18 protein-coding genes and 1 tRNA gene are annotated in these 17171 nt (G+C 59.8%); 7 read left to right on the forward strand and 12 right to left on the reverse strand.

Going from position 1 to position 17171, the window contains the following annotated elements:
• Nucleotides 1-18: 18 nt before the first annotated feature.
• Together AAHK20_RS31850 and AAHK20_RS31855 are read left to right on the forward strand one after the other, a co-directional pair.
• A complete protein-coding gene (locus tag AAHK20_RS31850) occupies nucleotides 19-579 on the forward strand; it encodes a hypothetical protein (protein ID WP_449185496.1) in 561 nt (186 codons plus the stop codon).
• A gap of 309 nt (nucleotides 580-888) precedes the next feature.
• The gene (locus AAHK20_RS31855) at nucleotides 889-1323 is read left to right on the forward strand and encodes a very short patch repair endonuclease (RefSeq protein ID WP_449185497.1); all 435 of its coding nucleotides are present in this window, start codon (nucleotides 889-891) and stop codon (nucleotides 1321-1323) included.
• Here AAHK20_RS31855 and AAHK20_RS31860 read toward each other — a convergent pair.
• The 8 genes from AAHK20_RS31860 to AAHK20_RS31895 form a co-directional block, all read right to left on the reverse strand.
• Nucleotides 1313-2074 (reverse strand): GIY-YIG nuclease family protein, encoded by a 762-nt coding sequence (locus AAHK20_RS31860; RefSeq protein WP_449185498.1) that lies wholly within the window; start codon nucleotides 2072-2074, stop codon nucleotides 1313-1315. The genes AAHK20_RS31855 and AAHK20_RS31860 overlap by 11 nt on opposite strands.
• A gap of 50 nt (nucleotides 2075-2124) precedes the next feature.
• Nucleotides 2125-3288: a DNA cytosine methyltransferase gene (locus AAHK20_RS31865; RefSeq protein ID WP_449185499.1), complete on the reverse strand. Its 1164-nt coding sequence runs from the start codon at nucleotides 3286-3288 to the stop codon at nucleotides 2125-2127.
• Nucleotides 3285-3515, reverse strand: coding sequence for an XRE family transcriptional regulator (locus AAHK20_RS31870; protein WP_449185500.1), 231 nt, complete (start codon nucleotides 3513-3515; stop codon nucleotides 3285-3287). The genes AAHK20_RS31865 and AAHK20_RS31870 overlap by 4 nt, the downstream gene beginning before the upstream one ends.
• Before the next feature lie 2733 nt (nucleotides 3516-6248).
• A tRNA-Ala gene (locus AAHK20_RS31875) sits at nucleotides 6249-6324 on the reverse strand.
• Nucleotides 6325-6397: 73 nt separating this feature from the next.
• Nucleotides 6398-6736, reverse strand: coding sequence for a c-type cytochrome (locus tag AAHK20_RS31880; protein ID WP_449185501.1), 339 nt, complete (start codon nucleotides 6734-6736; stop codon nucleotides 6398-6400).
• Complete coding sequence (locus tag AAHK20_RS31885; protein ID WP_449185502.1) at nucleotides 6733-7539, reverse strand: BON domain-containing protein; 807 nt, start codon at nucleotides 7537-7539, stop codon at nucleotides 6733-6735. The genes AAHK20_RS31880 and AAHK20_RS31885 overlap by 4 nt, the downstream gene beginning before the upstream one ends.
• Before the next feature lie 44 nt (nucleotides 7540-7583).
• The gene (locus tag AAHK20_RS31890; RefSeq protein ID WP_449185503.1) at nucleotides 7584-8171 is read right to left on the reverse strand and encodes a phosphoheptose isomerase; all 588 of its coding nucleotides are present in this window, start codon (nucleotides 8169-8171) and stop codon (nucleotides 7584-7586) included.
• 136 nt (nucleotides 8172-8307) lie between these two features.
• The gene (locus tag AAHK20_RS31895) at nucleotides 8308-8739 is read right to left on the reverse strand and encodes a YraN family protein (protein WP_449185504.1); all 432 of its coding nucleotides are present in this window, start codon (nucleotides 8737-8739) and stop codon (nucleotides 8308-8310) included.
• Between AAHK20_RS31895 and rsmI the strand changes: the two genes are divergently transcribed.
• Nucleotides 8738-9610: a 16S rRNA (cytidine(1402)-2'-O)-methyltransferase gene (gene rsmI / locus AAHK20_RS31900; RefSeq protein WP_449185505.1), complete on the forward strand. Its 873-nt coding sequence runs from the start codon at nucleotides 8738-8740 to the stop codon at nucleotides 9608-9610. The two genes, AAHK20_RS31895 and rsmI, sit on opposite strands and share 2 nt — an antisense overlap.
• A 103-nt stretch (nucleotides 9611-9713) precedes the next feature.
• Here rsmI and AAHK20_RS31905 read toward each other — a convergent pair whose 3' ends face one another.
• A complete protein-coding gene (locus AAHK20_RS31905; RefSeq protein WP_449185506.1) occupies nucleotides 9714-10301 on the reverse strand; it encodes a septal ring lytic transglycosylase RlpA family protein in 588 nt (195 codons plus the stop codon).
• Nucleotides 10302-10939: 638 nt separating this feature from the next.
• On the opposite strand from AAHK20_RS31905, the gene AAHK20_RS31910 reads away from it, so the two are divergent.
• From AAHK20_RS31910 to AAHK20_RS31920, 3 genes are all read left to right on the forward strand, one after another.
• Nucleotides 10940-11584 (forward strand): MBL fold metallo-hydrolase, encoded by a 645-nt coding sequence (locus AAHK20_RS31910; protein WP_449185507.1) that lies wholly within the window; start codon nucleotides 10940-10942, stop codon nucleotides 11582-11584.
• A complete protein-coding gene (locus AAHK20_RS31915) occupies nucleotides 11581-12231 on the forward strand; it encodes a 3'-5' exonuclease family protein (RefSeq protein WP_449185508.1) in 651 nt (216 codons plus the stop codon). Before AAHK20_RS31910 ends, AAHK20_RS31915 begins: the two co-directional genes overlap by 4 nt.
• Nucleotides 12232-12322: 91 nt before the next feature.
• Entirely contained in the window at nucleotides 12323-12781 is a 459-nt protein-coding gene (locus AAHK20_RS31920) for an Lrp/AsnC family transcriptional regulator (RefSeq protein WP_085228732.1), read from the forward strand.
• Nucleotides 12782-12802: 21 nt separating this feature from the next.
• Here the strand turns inward: AAHK20_RS31920 and AAHK20_RS31925 are convergent, their stop codons facing one another.
• From AAHK20_RS31925 to AAHK20_RS31935, 3 genes are all read right to left on the reverse strand, one after another.
• Nucleotides 12803-13996: a cation diffusion facilitator family transporter gene (locus AAHK20_RS31925; protein WP_449185509.1), complete on the reverse strand. Its 1194-nt coding sequence runs from the start codon at nucleotides 13994-13996 to the stop codon at nucleotides 12803-12805.
• 307 nt (nucleotides 13997-14303) lie between these two features.
• Nucleotides 14304-14603, reverse strand: a complete 300-nt coding sequence (locus tag AAHK20_RS31930; RefSeq protein ID WP_449185523.1) for an H-NS histone family protein — start codon at nucleotides 14601-14603, stop codon at nucleotides 14304-14306.
• Between the two features lie 397 nt (nucleotides 14604-15000).
• Nucleotides 15001-15666, reverse strand: coding sequence for a HugZ family pyridoxamine 5'-phosphate oxidase (locus tag AAHK20_RS31935; RefSeq protein WP_449185510.1), 666 nt, complete (start codon nucleotides 15664-15666; stop codon nucleotides 15001-15003).
• A 179-nt stretch (nucleotides 15667-15845) separates the two neighbouring features.
• On the opposite strand from AAHK20_RS31935, the gene AAHK20_RS31940 reads away from it, so the two are divergent.
• A complete protein-coding gene (locus AAHK20_RS31940) occupies nucleotides 15846-17057 on the forward strand; it encodes an MFS transporter (protein ID WP_449185511.1) in 1212 nt (403 codons plus the stop codon).
• Nucleotides 17058-17171 lie beyond the last annotated feature (114 nt).

Here is a 17171-nt window from a genome sequence, read left to right on the forward strand (position 1 = left end):
CGGCTAACGGCCTTCCTGATGTTCATGTTCCTGGGACTGCTCTTCTTCGGCGGTGGCTGTTCCGCTCTGTTCGATGCTGCTCTGCTACTGAAGGCTCGCAACTGGCCGGTCACCGAATCACTGCTTGAACATTGCGACCCAACTTTGTCCAAGCAAAAGGGCCAAGGGTATTACTGGCGGCTTTACGCCACGTGGCGATATGGTGAAGGCATGGAACGGGAATTCAGCGATGTCTGGACACCCGACGACGCGCCCACCTATCCCAGCTCGTCTGATCCTGACGTCGTGAACGCTCATGATCGATCCGCAATCATCGTGCGTTATTGCAGTTCACCCGCATTGACCCAATTGCGCATGTCACCAACTCACCCGTCATGGGCCGTTCGCAATGACGCCGTCGAGCGTGGTGAATGGACGGGCGAACTCTTGGCGGCCATAGTGGCGATTTTCGGTGGTTTGTTCTTGATGAGTTTCTCTTTCCTCGTCCTGCTCGTCGATGAGCGGAAGGATCCGCACTACCGAAAGACGATCAAGCGCTGCTTTTTGAGGGTTAGGCAGTTGCTTGTGAGAGCGCGCTGAAACCCCTTGCCAAGGGTGGGTTGATCGGCGGAGAAGGATCAAGCATTTCCGGCAACGGCGTACTGGAAAACTAACTGGCCTTCTCGATTCTCCGATCCCCCCAATACTACCCCCGGGTCTTGCACACTCACGAAAAGGGAGTGAACATTGCGCGGTCGCGATACAGGTTGCTGATTTCCACCGGATTCTTGCGTGCTTGCCCGGTACGCATCGTTTGGTCAAGGCCAGTGATCAGCGACATCTGAAAGGTGGCGCACGCGCTGCTCATGCGTCACCGTTCTGTGGTTCACGCGACGATGAGATCTCGCTATGACAGATACACTGACGACCGAGCAACGAAGTCGCGTCATGTCGCGCGTCCGGGGGAAAGACACAGTCCCTGAGCTTCGGGTCAGAAAGCTATTATTTGCAGCCGGATACCGATATCGTCTTCACGTCGCGAATCTTCCGGGCAGGCCTGACCTCGTATTTCCGGGGCGGCGCAAGGTCGTTTTCGTGCACGGCTGCTTTTGGCACATGCACCCAGGTTGCGTGCTCGCGCGACTCCCGAAATCCCGAGGCGAGTTTTGGCTACCGAAGTTGCGCGCAAATCGTGAAAGGGACGCGCGAAATGAGCGGGATCTATGCGCTTCGGGGTGGAGCGTACTTGTTGTGTGGGAATGTGAATTGAAGAATATCGATGAAGTATTGGACCGGCTCGCGATCTTCTTGGGACCCGCCAGAACAGCCACAATCAGAGCGTGAAGCCGTGCGGATAGTGCTTTGATTCCTTATACATAATCACGTATCCGGGCAACACCGTAATTTGCCACGACGGACCTAAAGAGATTTTGATTTGCACCAGGATGTTCCTTAGGATATCGCGCGAATTCGATAGCGTGACTAGCGCAGTCACGAGATCAGGATGCGGCTTCCGCGATTTGGGGGCGGCGCTTTCGAATCGAAGCGTATATGGCAGTGTCTGTTTTAGTGCGGTGAGCACGAATGCGACCGTTACGGGACCGCCAGCCGAATCGATCTCGATCGGAATATCGATGTCGATTGGGTACAACAGGTCGAAGTGGCCCGCCTTTAGCGTTGTTGTATCTCGTTTTATGCCCGGGTCGTTGGCCCCGAATCCGCTGTTGTTCCATGGAAGTGGCGAACCCAGGCCCTCGTAATGCTTGATCAACTGCTGCTCAAGGTCCATAGCCGTGAACACGAAAACGCGGACGGCTTTGAAAGTCACGCGTCGCGGGTCTAGGCCCTGTCGGTGAAGAATTTTGTGTGAGTGGCGATCGAGCCGCTGGTTGAGACCAGCTTCGGCATCGGTCTTGCCGACGTAGACGAGTTGACCGTCCAAGAAGAGTTGGTAGACCCCTTGCGCCTCGGGTATCTGCGATACAGTCGCCGCATTAAGTGGGCCAGCCGGCATCGCGGCAAAAAGCCGCGTGAGTTCGTGCAGCAACGCCGCCGGCAAGTCGAATTCGAACTCCCTAAACCATTCCCGTGCCATTCACTTCCCCCGAAAAGTCGGAGGATTATGCCTTAACTGAAAAATTGCGGTTACCGCCGTAGAGCGGCCGCTACGGAAGACGCAACCACCTCGCCGAGTTGGACGGGCACAGCGTTCCCTAGCTGGCGCATCGTTTCGCCCCAAGACCCGTGAAACCTGTAATCATCGGGAAAGGTTTGAATTCGAGCCGCCTCGCGCACGGTGAAATAGCGCACCGTCCCGTCGGACCGTGCCAGCATGTTTTCCCCCCCGGGCACGCCATGGTCGCCGGCCTTCAACGTCTTCGACGGCTCGTCGTACGGACTTCCTGTGTGCCCCGGGTAGGAACGAGCCCCAGGTATGAATACATGATCTCGGATTGCGGATCGACGTGATCTTTCCGGGTCGGGCAAGTCGCTTATTGCGTCGCGAACCGTTTTCCAAGGCTCCAGCGGTCGATGTAAGAGGTCGCGCTGTGCCAAACGCTGAACGCGCGCAGTGGCACGTGCTGGCAATGTGGGGCGATTTTTGCGAACCACTCCGTGTCGCTCCCAGTACTCGTGCGTTACCCATTTCGACACGAGCAACTCATCCTCGGAATGCGTCGGATCGGGGAACGCCCATTCAATGGCTAGGTCCGCACGGAAACCGACGATAACGACACGCTCCCGCTTCTGGGGAACCCCGTAATCAGCTGCATTCAGCAAGCGGAACACAACGTTGTATGTTGGTCTCCTTTTGCCAGCTGTATGGATGCCTTCGAGCTTAGCCAGATGCTCCATCCAGGTTTGATTCTTTCGGCGAATCACGTCGGGGTAAGTAAGTTGCAGAATGACGTATTCGAAATAGCTTGAGAAACTCTTTCGCAAGAGACCCTTGACATTTTCGAATATGAAAGCCTTTGGTCGAATTTCCCGAACAGACTGCACTGCGACGGGAAACATGTCGCGGGTATCGCTATAGCCCTGATGCTTGCCGCCCAGCGAAAAAGGTTGACAGGGTGGCCCCCCCGAGATCACCTCTACCCCGTCCCCATGGTCCGAGAAGCTAAAGTTTCTCGCGTCCCCTTCGTACAGCAGAAAAGGCGCGCCATGTGCCGCGTAGTGATGCCGATTTTCCCTGATCGTTTGGCAGGCGTCCGCATTCCACTCGACGACCGCCGAGTGATCGAATCCGGCGCGTGCCATTCCCATCGCAAGCCCGCCCGCTCCGGCGAACAGTTCAATACTCTTCATGATTCTTTCTTCTCTGAGAACAGGTCAAGGTCACGCTGCTTATCGCCGCCGAACCTACCTTTTGCGCCCGCACCACGGGGCTTCTTTCGATCAATGTCGATGCTCTGAAGCACAACTCGATAGTCAATCTTTCGCTCAGCCATCTCGCCGAGTAGGGCAGCAATGACGGCCAGATGCGACGGCACGCCGCCTCGCCGTGCGTAGTTGCTCAGCGATACGCGATTCATCTTGACGAGCTCCGCGAACTCTCGGAGAGTCAATCCCGCCTTACCGATTTGCCGCTGGAACTCATCGTATGTCATGCCCGAATGATACCGGCCGTATCGAGCTCATACAATAGTTACCATGGGTCATAAATTAATAACTTTATGCCATTAAACGGCTCGATTGCGCGCAGCTACCAACCTGCGAAGAGCGCTATGGCTGCCGAACGGCGCGCCCATCAGCGGCAGAATCTCCTTGAGGCACGGCCGTCAGAACTCCACGTTCAAGATCGCCCCGCGCGTACGTACGCGAAGCGTGCGTTCCGAGCGGGTGCCACTATTAGCCTTCGAGTTTGGGCATGATCCGACATAACATGTCGATCAAACACCATCACAACGCAGTGACAATAACGGGGGAATTATCGTGGCAGGTAATCGCGCGTTTAGAACGCAAGAAAGCCTTGAGGCGGAAGATGAAAGCCGCGACGCGGTAGCCCCTTTCCTTCGAAGCCGGGGCTTTGTGGTCACAGACGATGACCGCCCAACGGCCGGCACCGCAATATCGCAGATCATTTCAGCTATCGATCCGGACGGCCACCGTATCAAGATGCGTGTCCGCCTTTGTTGGAGATGGGGCGACCAAAAGGGACAATTTTCCGCCGCTCAGCTTCGCGCTCGCCTCATTAAGGGTGATTGGGATGAGACGTTGAACGCCATCGTGTCGCGCGACACATCGAAGGGGATTTCGCATTCCCTTCTGTTTCAACGCTTCGGGCGGAATGTCGAATACGCGGCGCTAATCCCAGTCGAAGAGATCCCTGCGATCTGGAGGCGACAACGAGAAATTAGCGAGAACCTAATCGCAAGCGGACGGATGGGGCGCGTTAAGAAAAATCACGCGGCGAATGGCGATAGTCCGACTGTATGGCTTATGGATAGAAGAACGCCAGACGCGCACGCCGTCCCTGATGTTCTGTGGGGATGGCGCGGCGTAAAAGATCTAGCGCAATCGCCCATAGTCGCGACAACATCAGCCTCCGTAGTGGATGACACTCTCGATGACCTTGGTGTCGACTACGGCGCACTAGGGAGCGATGGAGCAACCCGTGTCGTTTCAATAAAGTCCCATGTGAAACGCGACCCTCGAGTAAGGAGACGGGTGATCGAACGCGCTAAGGACGGATGCGAGCGGAAGTCTTGTAAGAACAGCCAGGCATATCCTGGCTTTCTTGACGTTCATCACGTCCTTGGCGTCGAGACGAGCGACAGGTACTGGAACTGCGTCGCATTATGTCCTAACTGCCATCGAGCCGCGCATTTTTCACCAGATCGAAATAGGATTAACGATGAACTCCTGGCATACGCAAATCAATTTAAGCCCGACAGGCGCTAACGCGTGTCTGCTTGCAATTTTTTAGTAATCTTAGGAATATTGATTGCATCGATTAACCTGAGAGTTCACATGAAAGCAAAGAGTATCATTTCTCACCTTAAACCGTACTCAATCCTAAAGAAGAGACGGACCACAATTGCGCACGCATTCGCGTCAGCACTCGCTCCAACGGATATTTACGAACAAGACAAGGTCGAAGCCGCTCTTTGCGCCCTTGGGCAAGACCCGGACAGCCTCCATTGCGTCTACTGTTTCGCGCCTGCTCAGACATGGGACCACTTGGTCAATCTCGTAAAGGCAGGCGAGTTCAATGGGTATGGTCACCAAATAGGGAATCTCGTTCCTTGCTGTCGCGATTGCAATTCTTCAAAAGGTTCTCAATCGTTCGAGAAATACGTCGACGGCCTTTACACACTTAACAACAAGGATCGCAATCGCCTGAAACAGCGACTAAGCGCACACCAAAAACTGTCCAACAAAGATGACGGAAGAGTGCCATCGATTAGCGAGCGTCTACTATTAGAAAAATATCGATCAATACAGGACGAGGTTTTAAAACTTCTGGCAGAGGCTGACGCATGTGCACAAGAAATCCGCGTCGAGCGACTGAAGCGAACGACCAGACTACGCAGGATCACCAGGTTAGCGGAATGACACCGTTTTGCTCCCGAACTCCTTCAAAGCTATTGCTGCGTGTTTTCGTCACTCGCCTGGGCGTTTCAAATTAGTCGTATTGAGATCGCCGCGATATCCACATGAGGTCTACGAATTCGCTGCGCGAACACCAACTCGTTTTCGTCACGCTATTCATTCCGATGGAATTAGAGATTGACGCCCTCAGGGAATCATTCAGCCCGATAAATTATTTCGCACTACGATCAAAGTGAAGCACGATTTCGAGCGTCTTGCTCGGCCAATTCCATTTGATCAAGTGCTCCTTTTCGTTGGCGAAGGTTGGTGGCCCATACCGATCTGTTAGCGTGGCCCGATGTTTCTCCAGGTCGGAGTCTTTGTAGTCGATGATGAAAAATTTTCTCGACCAGAATTTTCGTTTCGACTAGGTAAGCATTTGCTTCGATACCGGAACATCGAAAATGTGAGGAACATTCTGCCTTTGCACGGAGTCGTCCATGCCATTTGTGTCGATGTACATGTGGCTGTATGGCGACGTAAGTATGATATTTCTCTGTTCGACAACTGCGACACAACCCGCTAACGCCGACCGGTCCAGCCGCAGGGATTCACTCCAAGGATGGGTCAGGACTACGTGCAAATTAATATTCGTAGGCAATGAAAGCAAAAAACCCCGCCGGGTTTAGCCCGGCGGGGTTTCTGCTAAAACTTCGAAGTTGCTAGATATTCATTGGTGGAGCGGAGGAGGATCGAACTCCCGACCTTCGCATTGCGAACGCGACGCTCTCCCAGCTGAGCTACCGCCCCAACGAAGCGCCAATTCTAGCACAGCGCCCGAACCGTTTGCCAAGCCCCTGCCGACGCTGCAGGCCCCCAGAAATCACTTCGACGGCGCCCCCGCCAGCACCCACGCGACGACGGTGCGAATATCGGCATCGGTCATCCGCGGGTGCGAAGGCATCGGAATCGCACCCCAAACACCCGAGCCGCCGTCACGCACTTTCACCGCGAGTTTGGCCGGCGCCTGCGCGTCGCCCTTATATTTCCCGGCGATCTGCTGAAACGACGGCCCGACGAGCTTTCGATCGACCGCATGACACCCCATGCACGCGTTGCTCTTGGCGATCTCGAGCCCGTTCGGCCCATCGGCAGCGTACGCACCAGCCGACGCCACCGCCAACACAACCACCGCACCCCACTTCCAGCTAACCAAACTCATTGCATCGCCTTCGGGTTACCAGAATGAACCGCGTTCGAATTGGTAACCGGCGCAGGCGGCTGCTGGCCGAGCGGCTGCGAACTAACCGTCGCGGACTGCACTGCCCCCACCGTCGGCTCACTCGAATCCGGCGCCGGCGCTTGCGCCGCACCCGGCGCGCTGGCGGCCGCCGACGCGGACGCCTCGAGCGCCTGCGCTTCCTGCGGCTTGATGTACTGGAACACCTTCACGACCTGCATGACGCCCGGCACGCGGCTCGCCGCATCGCCGCCGGTATCGCCTTCATCGTTCGTCACTAGCCCCATCAAATAGACGTTGCCGCGTTCGCAAACCACCTTGAAATCGTTCGCCGAAATACCCTTCTCCGCGATCAACGCGGTCTTCACGCGGCCTTCGAGGTACGAGTCGTTCGCCCGCGACGACAGCGTGCTCTTCGGCTGCACCGCCAGCTCGTTGACGATCCGCTTGACGTTATCGATGCCGCGCGCGATCGTCTCGGCCTGCTGCTTGTTCTGGTCGCTCGGCACTTCGCCGGTCAGCAGCACGCGCTGGTTGAACACGGTCACGTTGACGTGCGCGTCGTCCGGCAGCTGTTGGGCGATTTGCGTCGAAGCCTTGACCTGAATCTCGCGGTCCTCGGTCTGCGCTCCGACCGTCCGCCGGTCGGTCGCGATCAGCGCGCCGCCCCCTGCCGCGCCGGCCAGCGCCAGCACGCAACCCTGCAACGTGGCAGCGAGCCCCGCCGCCAATCCGACCACGAGCGTGGTCCTCACAAGCGTCTTCTTGACGCGATTTACGCTCATCAACGCACTCCCTTTCGTGGTCAGTTCGGTAGTCAATTCGAGGGTCAATCTTCGCCGAGCAGCATCGCATCGATGCCGTCACACAGACAATGAATCGTCAGCATGTGCACTTCCTGAATGCGCGCGAGGCGCTCCGACGGCACGCTGATATGGATATCCATATCGGTCAGCGTCTCGTTCATTTTTCCGCCGCCGTGGCCCGTCAGCGCGATCACGACCATCTCGCGCTCGTGCGCTTCGGCCACCGCCGCGAGCACGTTGGCCGAGTTGCCGGTCGTGCTCAACGCGAGCAGCACGTCGCCCGTGTGGCCGAGCGCGCGGACTTGCTTCGAGTAGATCTCATCGAATGCGTAGTCGTCGCCGAGCGCGGTCAGGATGGAGGAATCGGTGGTGAGGGCGATGGCCGGCAAGCCGGGCCGCTCGCGCTCGAAGCGGCCGATCAGCTCGGACGCGAAGCGTTGCGCCTCGGCGGCCGATCCGCCGTTGCCGCAAGCAAGAATCTTGTTGCCGTTCGCGAGCGCGGCGAACATCGTGTCGACCGCTGCGGCGATCGGCATCGAGAGGGTTTCCAGTGCTTCGAGCTTGGCTGCCGCGCTGTCGCGGAAGTGCTGTTGAATGCGTTCGACTGACATCGATCTCTAACTAATAACGGGGTTGTCGAGCAACCTCGCTGCTGCATCCATGGTGCGCCTTTCGGCGCCGATTGTGGAACGTGTTGGTCACATTTGCGCGCAAGTTTACCGCACTCGGCAAGCGCCGAAACACTGTTCATACGTCGTCGGCGCGAAAAGCGTCTCGCAGCCACACGAGACGGGTGCCGTCGAACGCAACGACGTCGAAGCGGCACGCGCTCACGACGCCGCGACTCCTAGCGAGAAAGACCTGCGCCGCGTGCACGATGCGCCGGCGCTTCTGCCAGCCGACGCTCGCGGCCGCCCCGCCAAAGCGTTTGTCCGCACGCGCGCGCACTTCGACGAACACCAGCGCGCCGTCGCGATCGCGCATCACGAGATCGATCTCACCGCCACGGCAAGTTACATTGCGAGCGATGAGCCGCATGCGCTGCCGCTGCAAATACTCGAGCGCACGCGCTTCGAACGCCGTACCGACGCTCTTCGACCCGGCCCGGCCGGAAAAGTTGTCGCTCGCCGCGTGGCACAATGGCGGCCTTGTTCCCTTTGTCCGCGTTTTCTGCGTCATGACTGATCTCCTCGAACTCGCGCAAGGGCAGCAGTACCCGGCCAGCGCTCTGTATGTGGTGGCAACGCCGATCGGCAACGTCGCCGACATCACGCTGCGCGCGCTGCACGTGCTCGGGGTGGTCGACCGCATCGCCGCCGAAGACACCCGCAACAGCGGCCAGCTGCTCGCCCGCTACGGCATAGCCAAGCCGCTCATCGCCGTGCACGAGCACAACGAACGCGCCGCCGCCGCGCGCGTGATCGAGCACCTGCGGGCCGGCGAGCGCGTCGCCTACGTGTCGGACGCGGGCACGCCGGGCATCTCGGACCCTGGCGCGCGGCTTGTCGACGCTGTGCGCGAAGCGGGTCTGCCCGTTGTTCCGCTTCCAGGCGCAAGCGCGCTGACGACCGCGCTCAGCGTGGCCGGCGACTGGGCCGGCGCCTTCTCGTTCCTGGGTTTTCTACCGACGAAGACCAAGCAGCGCGCCACCCAGCTTCAGCAATTGGCCGGGCACACTCAAGCGTTGGTGTTCTACGAAGCGCCGCATCGCATCGTCGAGACCGTGCAGGCGCTCGCCGATGCATTCGGCGGCGCACGGCGCTTGTTGATCGCACGAGAGTTGACCAAGTTACATGAGGCCCTTCACCGCTGCACCCTGGCCGAAGGGCCAACGTGGCTCGCCGCCGACGCCAACCGGCAGCGCGGTGAATTCGTGCTGGTCGTTGAGGGCGCGCCGCAGTCGGAGCCGGGCGCCGAAGATCACGACGCACTCCTGAATATCCTGCTCGAAGAATTGCCCGTAAGCGGCGTGGTGAAGGTGGCCGCCGCGATCACCGGAGCGTCGCGCAACACGCTGTACTCACGCGCGCTCGAGCTCAAGAAAGACTAAAGGGCCGCACGCGGCGGCCCTTCAAGGTTCGAATCTCTTTTATGCAGTAGCGAGGCGAACCTCGCGAAGCACGGCACCACACCGCGCCGCTGCTTCTCGGCGCTTACTTGCTGATCGAATTGTCGGCCAGCATTTCGGCCTGCTCAGCCTTCGCTTCCTGCGCCGACAAACCTTCGATCTTCACTTGCGCCGTGCCTGCCTTGCGCAAGCCGAGTACACGAGCCGCCGCATACGACAAGTCGATGATGCGCCCGCGCACGTAAGGCCCGCGGTCGTTGATCTTCACGACGACCGACTTGTCGTTGGTCGTGTTCGTCACCCGCACGTAGGACGCGAGCGGCAGCGTCTTGTGAGCGGCGGTCAGCGCGTTCATGTTGTAGCGCTCGCCGCTCGCCGTCTTGCGGCCGTGGAACTTCGTGCCGTACCAGGAGGCGCGGCCGGTCTGGTGGAAATCGGAGACATCCGGGCCTGCGTCGAGGGGCTTCGCATCGGCGAGGCTCGCTTTCGAATCGGAAGCGGGTGCCGATTTCGAAGCGTCGTAGCCGAGCGGCGACGACGGGGCGTTTGCGACCGCGCCCAGCGTGCGCATCGGCGGGGCGCTGGCCTGATCAGCCGGACCATGGGGAACCGCACAGCCTGCCAAGGCAAAAAAGGCAAACAGACTCCCCAATCGAGGCAATCGAGATTTCATAAGACGTAACTCAACAGTGTCGAGCCGCAGCACGTGAATCTTTCGTGTCGCTTACGGCTCGGGCGACCAAGGCGCAACGTGGCTCCGCTCGCTATCCAGCGAGTCGTGCACAGGCACTCGGGTGCGGCCATACGCCGCTTTCCGCCCGGTTAGCTTTCACGTCTGGCGCAACCTGTCCCCGGCAGCCTGACCAGACCCCACATGCCGCCATCGAACGTAAATTGAACGTTCTACGCACGTCCGAAGACGTACAGGAACAGCGGCGTAGGCCCCACCCAGCGGCACGGCAGCAAGGCCGTTGCAGGCGCGCGGCGCCTGGCTGGGCAAGACGTGTGCATCGAATAACCTATCCGACGCAAGGTTTGTACCGCCCCAATGGACGGACACTTACTTGACGGCGACCCGGCTGTGCTCGCCCTTAAACGAGACCGGATCGTCAGTTGGCAGCGTGGATGTTCCACGCACAATGGGGCGGATTATAGCAAAAGAAGCTTTAAAACACCTGTCAACCTGCCCAGGAGTCATTGATTCTCACTATGGATGTAAAAATCGAGATAATTCATCGTCCGTTCGGCCTATCAGCGACGGCTTCGCACCGCCGGTACAATCGAGCTTTTCGCCGTCCTGCCGCATTGCCAATGAAAGTCTCGATCATCCCCGTCACGCCATTCCAGCAAAACAGTTCGCTGCTCGTCTGCGAAGCGACGGGCCGTGCCGCCGTCGTTGATCCTGGCGGCAATTTGGAGCGTATTCAGGAGGCGGTCGCCCAGCTAGGCGTGAGCGTTGAGAAGGTGCTGCTCACCCACGGGCACATCGATCACTGCGCCGGCGCGAAGACCCTGGCGGCTCACTACGGCGTACCCATCGAAGGACCCCATCAAGACGAGCGCTTCTGGCTCGACCAGCTGCCGCAGCAAAGCCAGCGCTTCGGTTTTCCGGCAGCGGAGGCGTTCGAACCCGATCGCTGGCTCTCGGACGGCGACACCGTGCAGTTCGGCGACGAAACGCTCGACGTTTACCACTGCCCAGGCCATACGCCCGGGCACGTCGTGTTCGTAAGCGATGCTCACCGGCTCGCGCTCGTCGGCGACGTGCTGTTCGCCGGCTCGATCGGACGCACCGACTTTCCGCGCGGCAACCACGCGGACCTGGTCGGGTCGATCCGCAGCAAACTCTGGCCGCTCGGCGACGACATCACGTTCGTCCCCGGGCACGGCCCCACGTCGACGTTCGGCGCTGAGCGGCGCACGAACCCGTACGTGGCGGACGGAGTCCGCGCATGACAGCCGAGATCTACGTCAGCACCGACGTCGAAGCCGACGGCCCGATTCCCGGTCCGCACTCGATGCTCAGCTTTGCGTCGGCGGCCTACACGGCGGACAAGCAACTGATCAGCACGTTTTCCGCCAATCTGGAAACGCTTCCTGGCGCCGAGGCGCATCCCATCCAGGCGGCCTGGTGGAAGACGCAAAAGGAAGCGTGGGCGGCGTGCCGCTCTGATCTGCAAAAGCCCGAAACGGCGCTGGTCACGTACGTCGAATGGGTCGAATCGCTGCCGGGCAAGCCCGTATTCGTGGCGATGCCGGCCGGCTTCGATTTCACCTTCATGTTCTGGTACATGATGCGCTTTGCGGGGCGCTGCCCGTTCTCGTGGTCCGCGCTCGATATCAAGACGCTTGCGTTCGCGATGACGGACCTGCCCTACCGCAAGTGCATCAAGCCGCGCATGCCGAAGCGCTGGTTCGACGACCACCCTCACACGCACGTCGCGCTCGACGACGCCATCGAGCAAGGCGCGCTTTTCTGCAACATGCTGGCGGAGTTGCGCAGCCAGCAAGCCGCGCTCGCCGGCATTCCGAACGCGTCCCTGCCTGAATCAGCGGCCGGGGACGATGCAGGACAAAACACCGCGAGCAACACGGCAAATTAGGGAAATCCCCTCAGCCCTGGCGTCTCACATTGCCTTTCTTTTCTGCCGCCTCTAACATTTAGGAAAGTTGCGGCCGAACTGGGAGGCACGCGTGACACTCGATACGTTTTCGCAAAAAATTCTGCGTCTGCTACAGCTCGACGCGCGCCGGTCGGTTCAGGAGATCTCGGATCAAGTTGGCTTGTCGAGTACGCCTTGCTGGCGGCGGATCAAGGATATGGAGCAATCAGGCGTGATCCAGCGCTATACCGCGCTGCTCGATCGCGAGAAGCTGGGGCTGCATGTCTGCGCGCTGGCCCATATTCATCTGACGAGACACACGGAAGGCGGCGTCGAGCAATTCGAGCGCGAAATCGCCACCTGTCCCGAAGTCACCGAGTGCTACAGCACGACCGGGGAAGCGGACTACATTCTGAAAATCGTCGCCCCCGATATCAAAGCGTACGACTCGTTCCTGCACGAGCGCATCTTCAAGATCCCCGCCGTGGCGCAAGTGCGCACCAGCGTGGTGCTGCGTGAGATCAAGTTCGATACACAGTTGCCGCTGTAGCAGCGACAACCTGTTTCCCGTTTAACTGACGCGCGCCGCCCGCTGCTGATCGGGCGAACGGCTCGCCGTATCAAGCAACCTTTGCACGGTAATCTTGCGCGCACCGAGCCGGGCGGCCAGATCGTCGAGATTCAGGCGGTTGGCCAGTTCGGCGTCGCGCTCGTCCGCCGCGAACGTCACCTCGATGTCGAGCCCACTGCTCAAGTAGTGGAGATTGAGACCGGCGGCGCGCAAACCGCGTTTCGCCAGTTCGGCGTCGAGCGCCTCGATCACCGCTTCGCGCGGCGGCAAGTTCGCGGCCGGGTGCCTCAGGGCATCGTTCTCCGGATCGACGTGAATCAGCGCATCGAGCACGCGCTTGTCGGTCAGCACACGCGAGCGCGCGGACTCGGCGATGTAGTGCCCCTCCGACACCGAGATCAGCGGATCGACGAGGATATGCGCATCGACCAGCGCCAAGTCGCCCATCTTTCGCGTGCGCAACTCGTGCACGTCGCGCACGCCGGGCGTCGACATCAACAGCTTGCGCACCTCGTCGGTGGCGTCTTCATCGAGCGCGCGGTCGGACAAGTCCTGCAAGGCGTCCCAGCCGAAGGTCCAGCCCATGCGGGCAACCATGAAGCCGACGATCGCCGCCGCGATCGGATCGAGCAGACGCACGCCCGCGAGACTGCCGATGATGCCGATCGCCACCACCAGCGACGATGCCGCATCGGAACGCGCGTGCCACGCGTTCGCGATCAAGAGCGCCGAGCGCACGCGCTGCGCCTCGCGCAGCATGTAGCGAAAGAGCCCTTCTTTAGATACCAGCACGAGGATCGCGACGGCCAGCGCGCTGATGTGCACGGCGGGAATGTCGTCGAGATGCGCAAGCCGTTGACCGGCGCGCCACAGCATACCGACGCCGACAGCGATCAGCAGGCCGCCCAGAAAAAGCGACGCCACGGTTTCGTAGCGGTTATGTCCGTAGTTGTGATCGGCATCGGGCTTCGCACCGCTCGCTTTATTCGCAATTAATACGATGAAATCCGACACGAGATCGGCAAGCGAATGCACGCCATCGGCGATGAGCGCTTGAGAATGGGCGATGAAGCCGATAAAGATTTGCAGCGTCGCCAGTACCACGTTCACCACGATGCTGACGAACGTGGTCTTGCGGGCGACGACCTGCTTTTCGGTGGTATCGGCGTCGAAACTTTCGAAGCTTTGCGACATGGGCAACCGTAGCGTTGTTGGTTTTGAATGCGCGAATTCTAGCAGCGCAACCATGACAAACCGTCGCAAAGCCCTACATTTTCGTTTTAAATCATATGCTTATACAAACGCGACGTATTCGTGTTTCGATATCTGCGCGCCCGAGGTAAGAACGGGCGATCCTTTCACGCCGCGCGTAAAGCGATGAAGTCAGACTTTTTATGAATATAAAAAAACCGCGCCCCAAGAGTACGCGGTTTTTTGTTTCGGCCGTCGAGGCTTAAGCAAACCTTAAGCGAACCACTCGTGCCGATGGCCTTTGAGCCGATTACTTCTGAATCAGAAATTGATCGCGATCTTGGCCGGCAATCCATTTCGGCGGTTTGCCGCGGCCCGACCAGGTGCTGCCGCTGTCGGGATCGCGATATTTCGGCGCAACGCCCGCACGCGGACGACCCACCTTCGCATGCTTACCGCGACTTACACCGAGTTCGGCAAGCGTAATGCCGTAGTCGGCCATTTTTTGTTTGATCTCATTAAGCACTTCCGCGTATTCACGCGCCTTCGCCTCTTCGATCTGCTTCTCCAGCTTTTCTCGTTGGGCGAGAAGTTCCTTGTAAGAAGACATACGTTCCCTTGTGGTTTCGATAAATGACGCAGGTCTGAAGCCGGCTTGCCATTTCACTGCGTGGTGCCTCGGATATTTCGGAGCGAGATTAGCACAAACAAGAAACCGATGAAAAGGCTGAAAAGGAAAAAAAATAAAAACGCTGATTTCAATTCATTGATTAGGTCTGCGGGTGAGTGACGCAGACAGCATTTTTACGTTTTGTTGCATATCTTGAAATCAGACAGGCTGGCCTAGCCCAAAGGGCATAATTCCCAAGGTATGAAATTAATATCACGCCGTCTCATAAAAACCTCTCATCCGATGAGAGGTTGAGGTTAAACAAAGACAGGGGTATCGGTCATCTTTACTAAAATCTGAACTAATCAGAGTTTTCCCGATTAGGAAAAACACGAAACTATTTTGCGGAACGGCGTTCGATACAACCGACCAGTGCCGTTTCGAGTTCCGCAATGGTCTGCTTCGGCTCATCGAAAGAATCGCGCTCAAGTACGCCGTCGACTTTCAAATCCGCGCCATAGCGATCCACCCCTGCCAATTCGAACCGAGCCGGGCGCCGCGGATGATGCGTGAAGAATGCCGAGAGCGCCGTTTCTTCTTCGGACGGCAGCGGAGCGAGCGGATCCAGGTCGGCGGCGTCGAGCCACCCCATTGCGCCGAAGCCGCCGATATAGCGCAGCCGATCGATCGCCATGACCCAAAACGAAAAGTCGCCCAGCGCGAGATAGCGCTCGGCATCGGCATGAAAGCGCAGATAGCGCGCGACGACAGCCGGAGTCGGTTCGAGCGGCTCGAAGCGCCCAATCAGCGTGACACGCTCCGAGTTCAACACGTCGCCGCCCGGCGCATGCACGACCAAAAAGCCGGCGCGCGGGTCGGCCTGTAGATTGCGCGTGTGCTCGGCGAGCCGGCTCACGAGCACGAGCGGACGATGCCGCGCATCGGTCGCGAACGGCAGTACGGTCGGATAGGGGAAACCTTGCGGTTCGCGCGAATGCGTCGCGAGCGTTCCGACGTCGGTTCTGTGCAGCAGGTGAAGCGGAGCATGAGCAGGAATTTTCAAGTCGATGTCCTCGAGAATTGAGCCGGCTTGGCCTTGCCCGGACATCTTAGATTACCGCGCAAGCAAGGCGGCAGGCGCTCCGATAGAATCAACGGCTTGGCGGCTACGCGACGCATCGTTGCGTTTCGCCCTTCATCTGCCGCCCATCCACCCGCAACCCGCAGTTTGACGAGCCCCTCGTGTCCGACCACTCCCCCGAACTCGCCCCGCTTCCCGCCGCGCATCGCCATCTGCCGGCGGCGGCGCGCAACCGTGCACGCAATGCAACGATGGCGCTCTTTTTCATCGCCGGCATGGTGTACGCGTCATGGGGCGTGCACGTGCCGACCGTACGCGACAAGTTTCATTTGAGCCCGGCGTTGCTGTCGATCGCGCTGTTCGCCGTCGCCGGCGGCTCGATTGCGGCGATGGCGACCAACGCCAAATGGATCGCGCGCGTTGGCACGCGTCGCGCGTGTCTGGCGGGCGGGCTCACGATGTCAGTCTGCGCGGCGCTGATTCTGGTCGTGCCGTTCTATTGGCTGTTGCTTCCCGTGCTTGCGCTCTTCGGCGCCGGCATGGCGACGCTCGACGTCGCGATGAACGCCGAAGCGAGCGCCGTCGAGACTGCGCTCGGACGGCCGATCATGTCGGCGCTGCACGGCATGTTCAGTGTCGGCGGGATGGCGGGCGCCGCCGTCGGCGGCGCGCTGCTCTCGCGCGGCATGGCGCCGGCGCTGCACCTCGCGCTCGCGGCGGCGGTGAGCGCGATCGTCCTGTTGCTCGCGTGCCCCGCCGTGCTGCCGCACGTGCCGCATGCCGACGATGCTCACCACCACGGTTCGCGCGCCAGCCGCTGGCGCTCGCCGGTGCTGTGGGCGCTCGGCGCGATAGCGCTGATCGCACTGATCGCCGAAGGCGCCATGTACGACTGGGCGACGGTCTACATGCGCGACGTCGTCGCGGCGACGCCTGCGCTCGCGAGCGCTGCGTACGCGGCGTTTTCCGGCGGCATGGCGGCGGGCCGCTTCGCCGGCGACGCCGTGCGCGCCCGCTTCGGCGCGCCGCAGCTGGTACGGGCGAGCGCATCGCTCGCTTGCGCGGGGATGATCGCCGCCTTGCTGCTGCCGTATTCGTTTGCCGCGTTGACGGGTTTCGCGCTGATGGGTCTCGGGCTGGCGAACATGATGCCGGTGCTGTTCGCCGCGGCGGCGCGCGTCAAAGGCATTCACGCCGCCGAAGGTCTCGCGCATGTCGCCGGTCTTGCGTACTTCGGCCTGCTCTTCGGGCCGGTCGTGATCGGTGGTGTGACGCAGGCGACGAATCTGTCGATCGGCCTATCGATCGTCGCGCTATGCGCAGCGCTGGTCGCTTTCGTTGGGCCCAAGGTGCTCGGGCGGCTCCGGATTTGACGCGTCCTCGCGCCGCATAGCGTGAACGATGACAACACAAAAACCCATACGAAAAAGCGCGCATGCTGGCAGCAGCATGCGCGCTTTTCGTCGCTGCCAGAGGCTGTGACGGCC

Source organism: Trinickia camelliae (assembly GCF_053525655.1).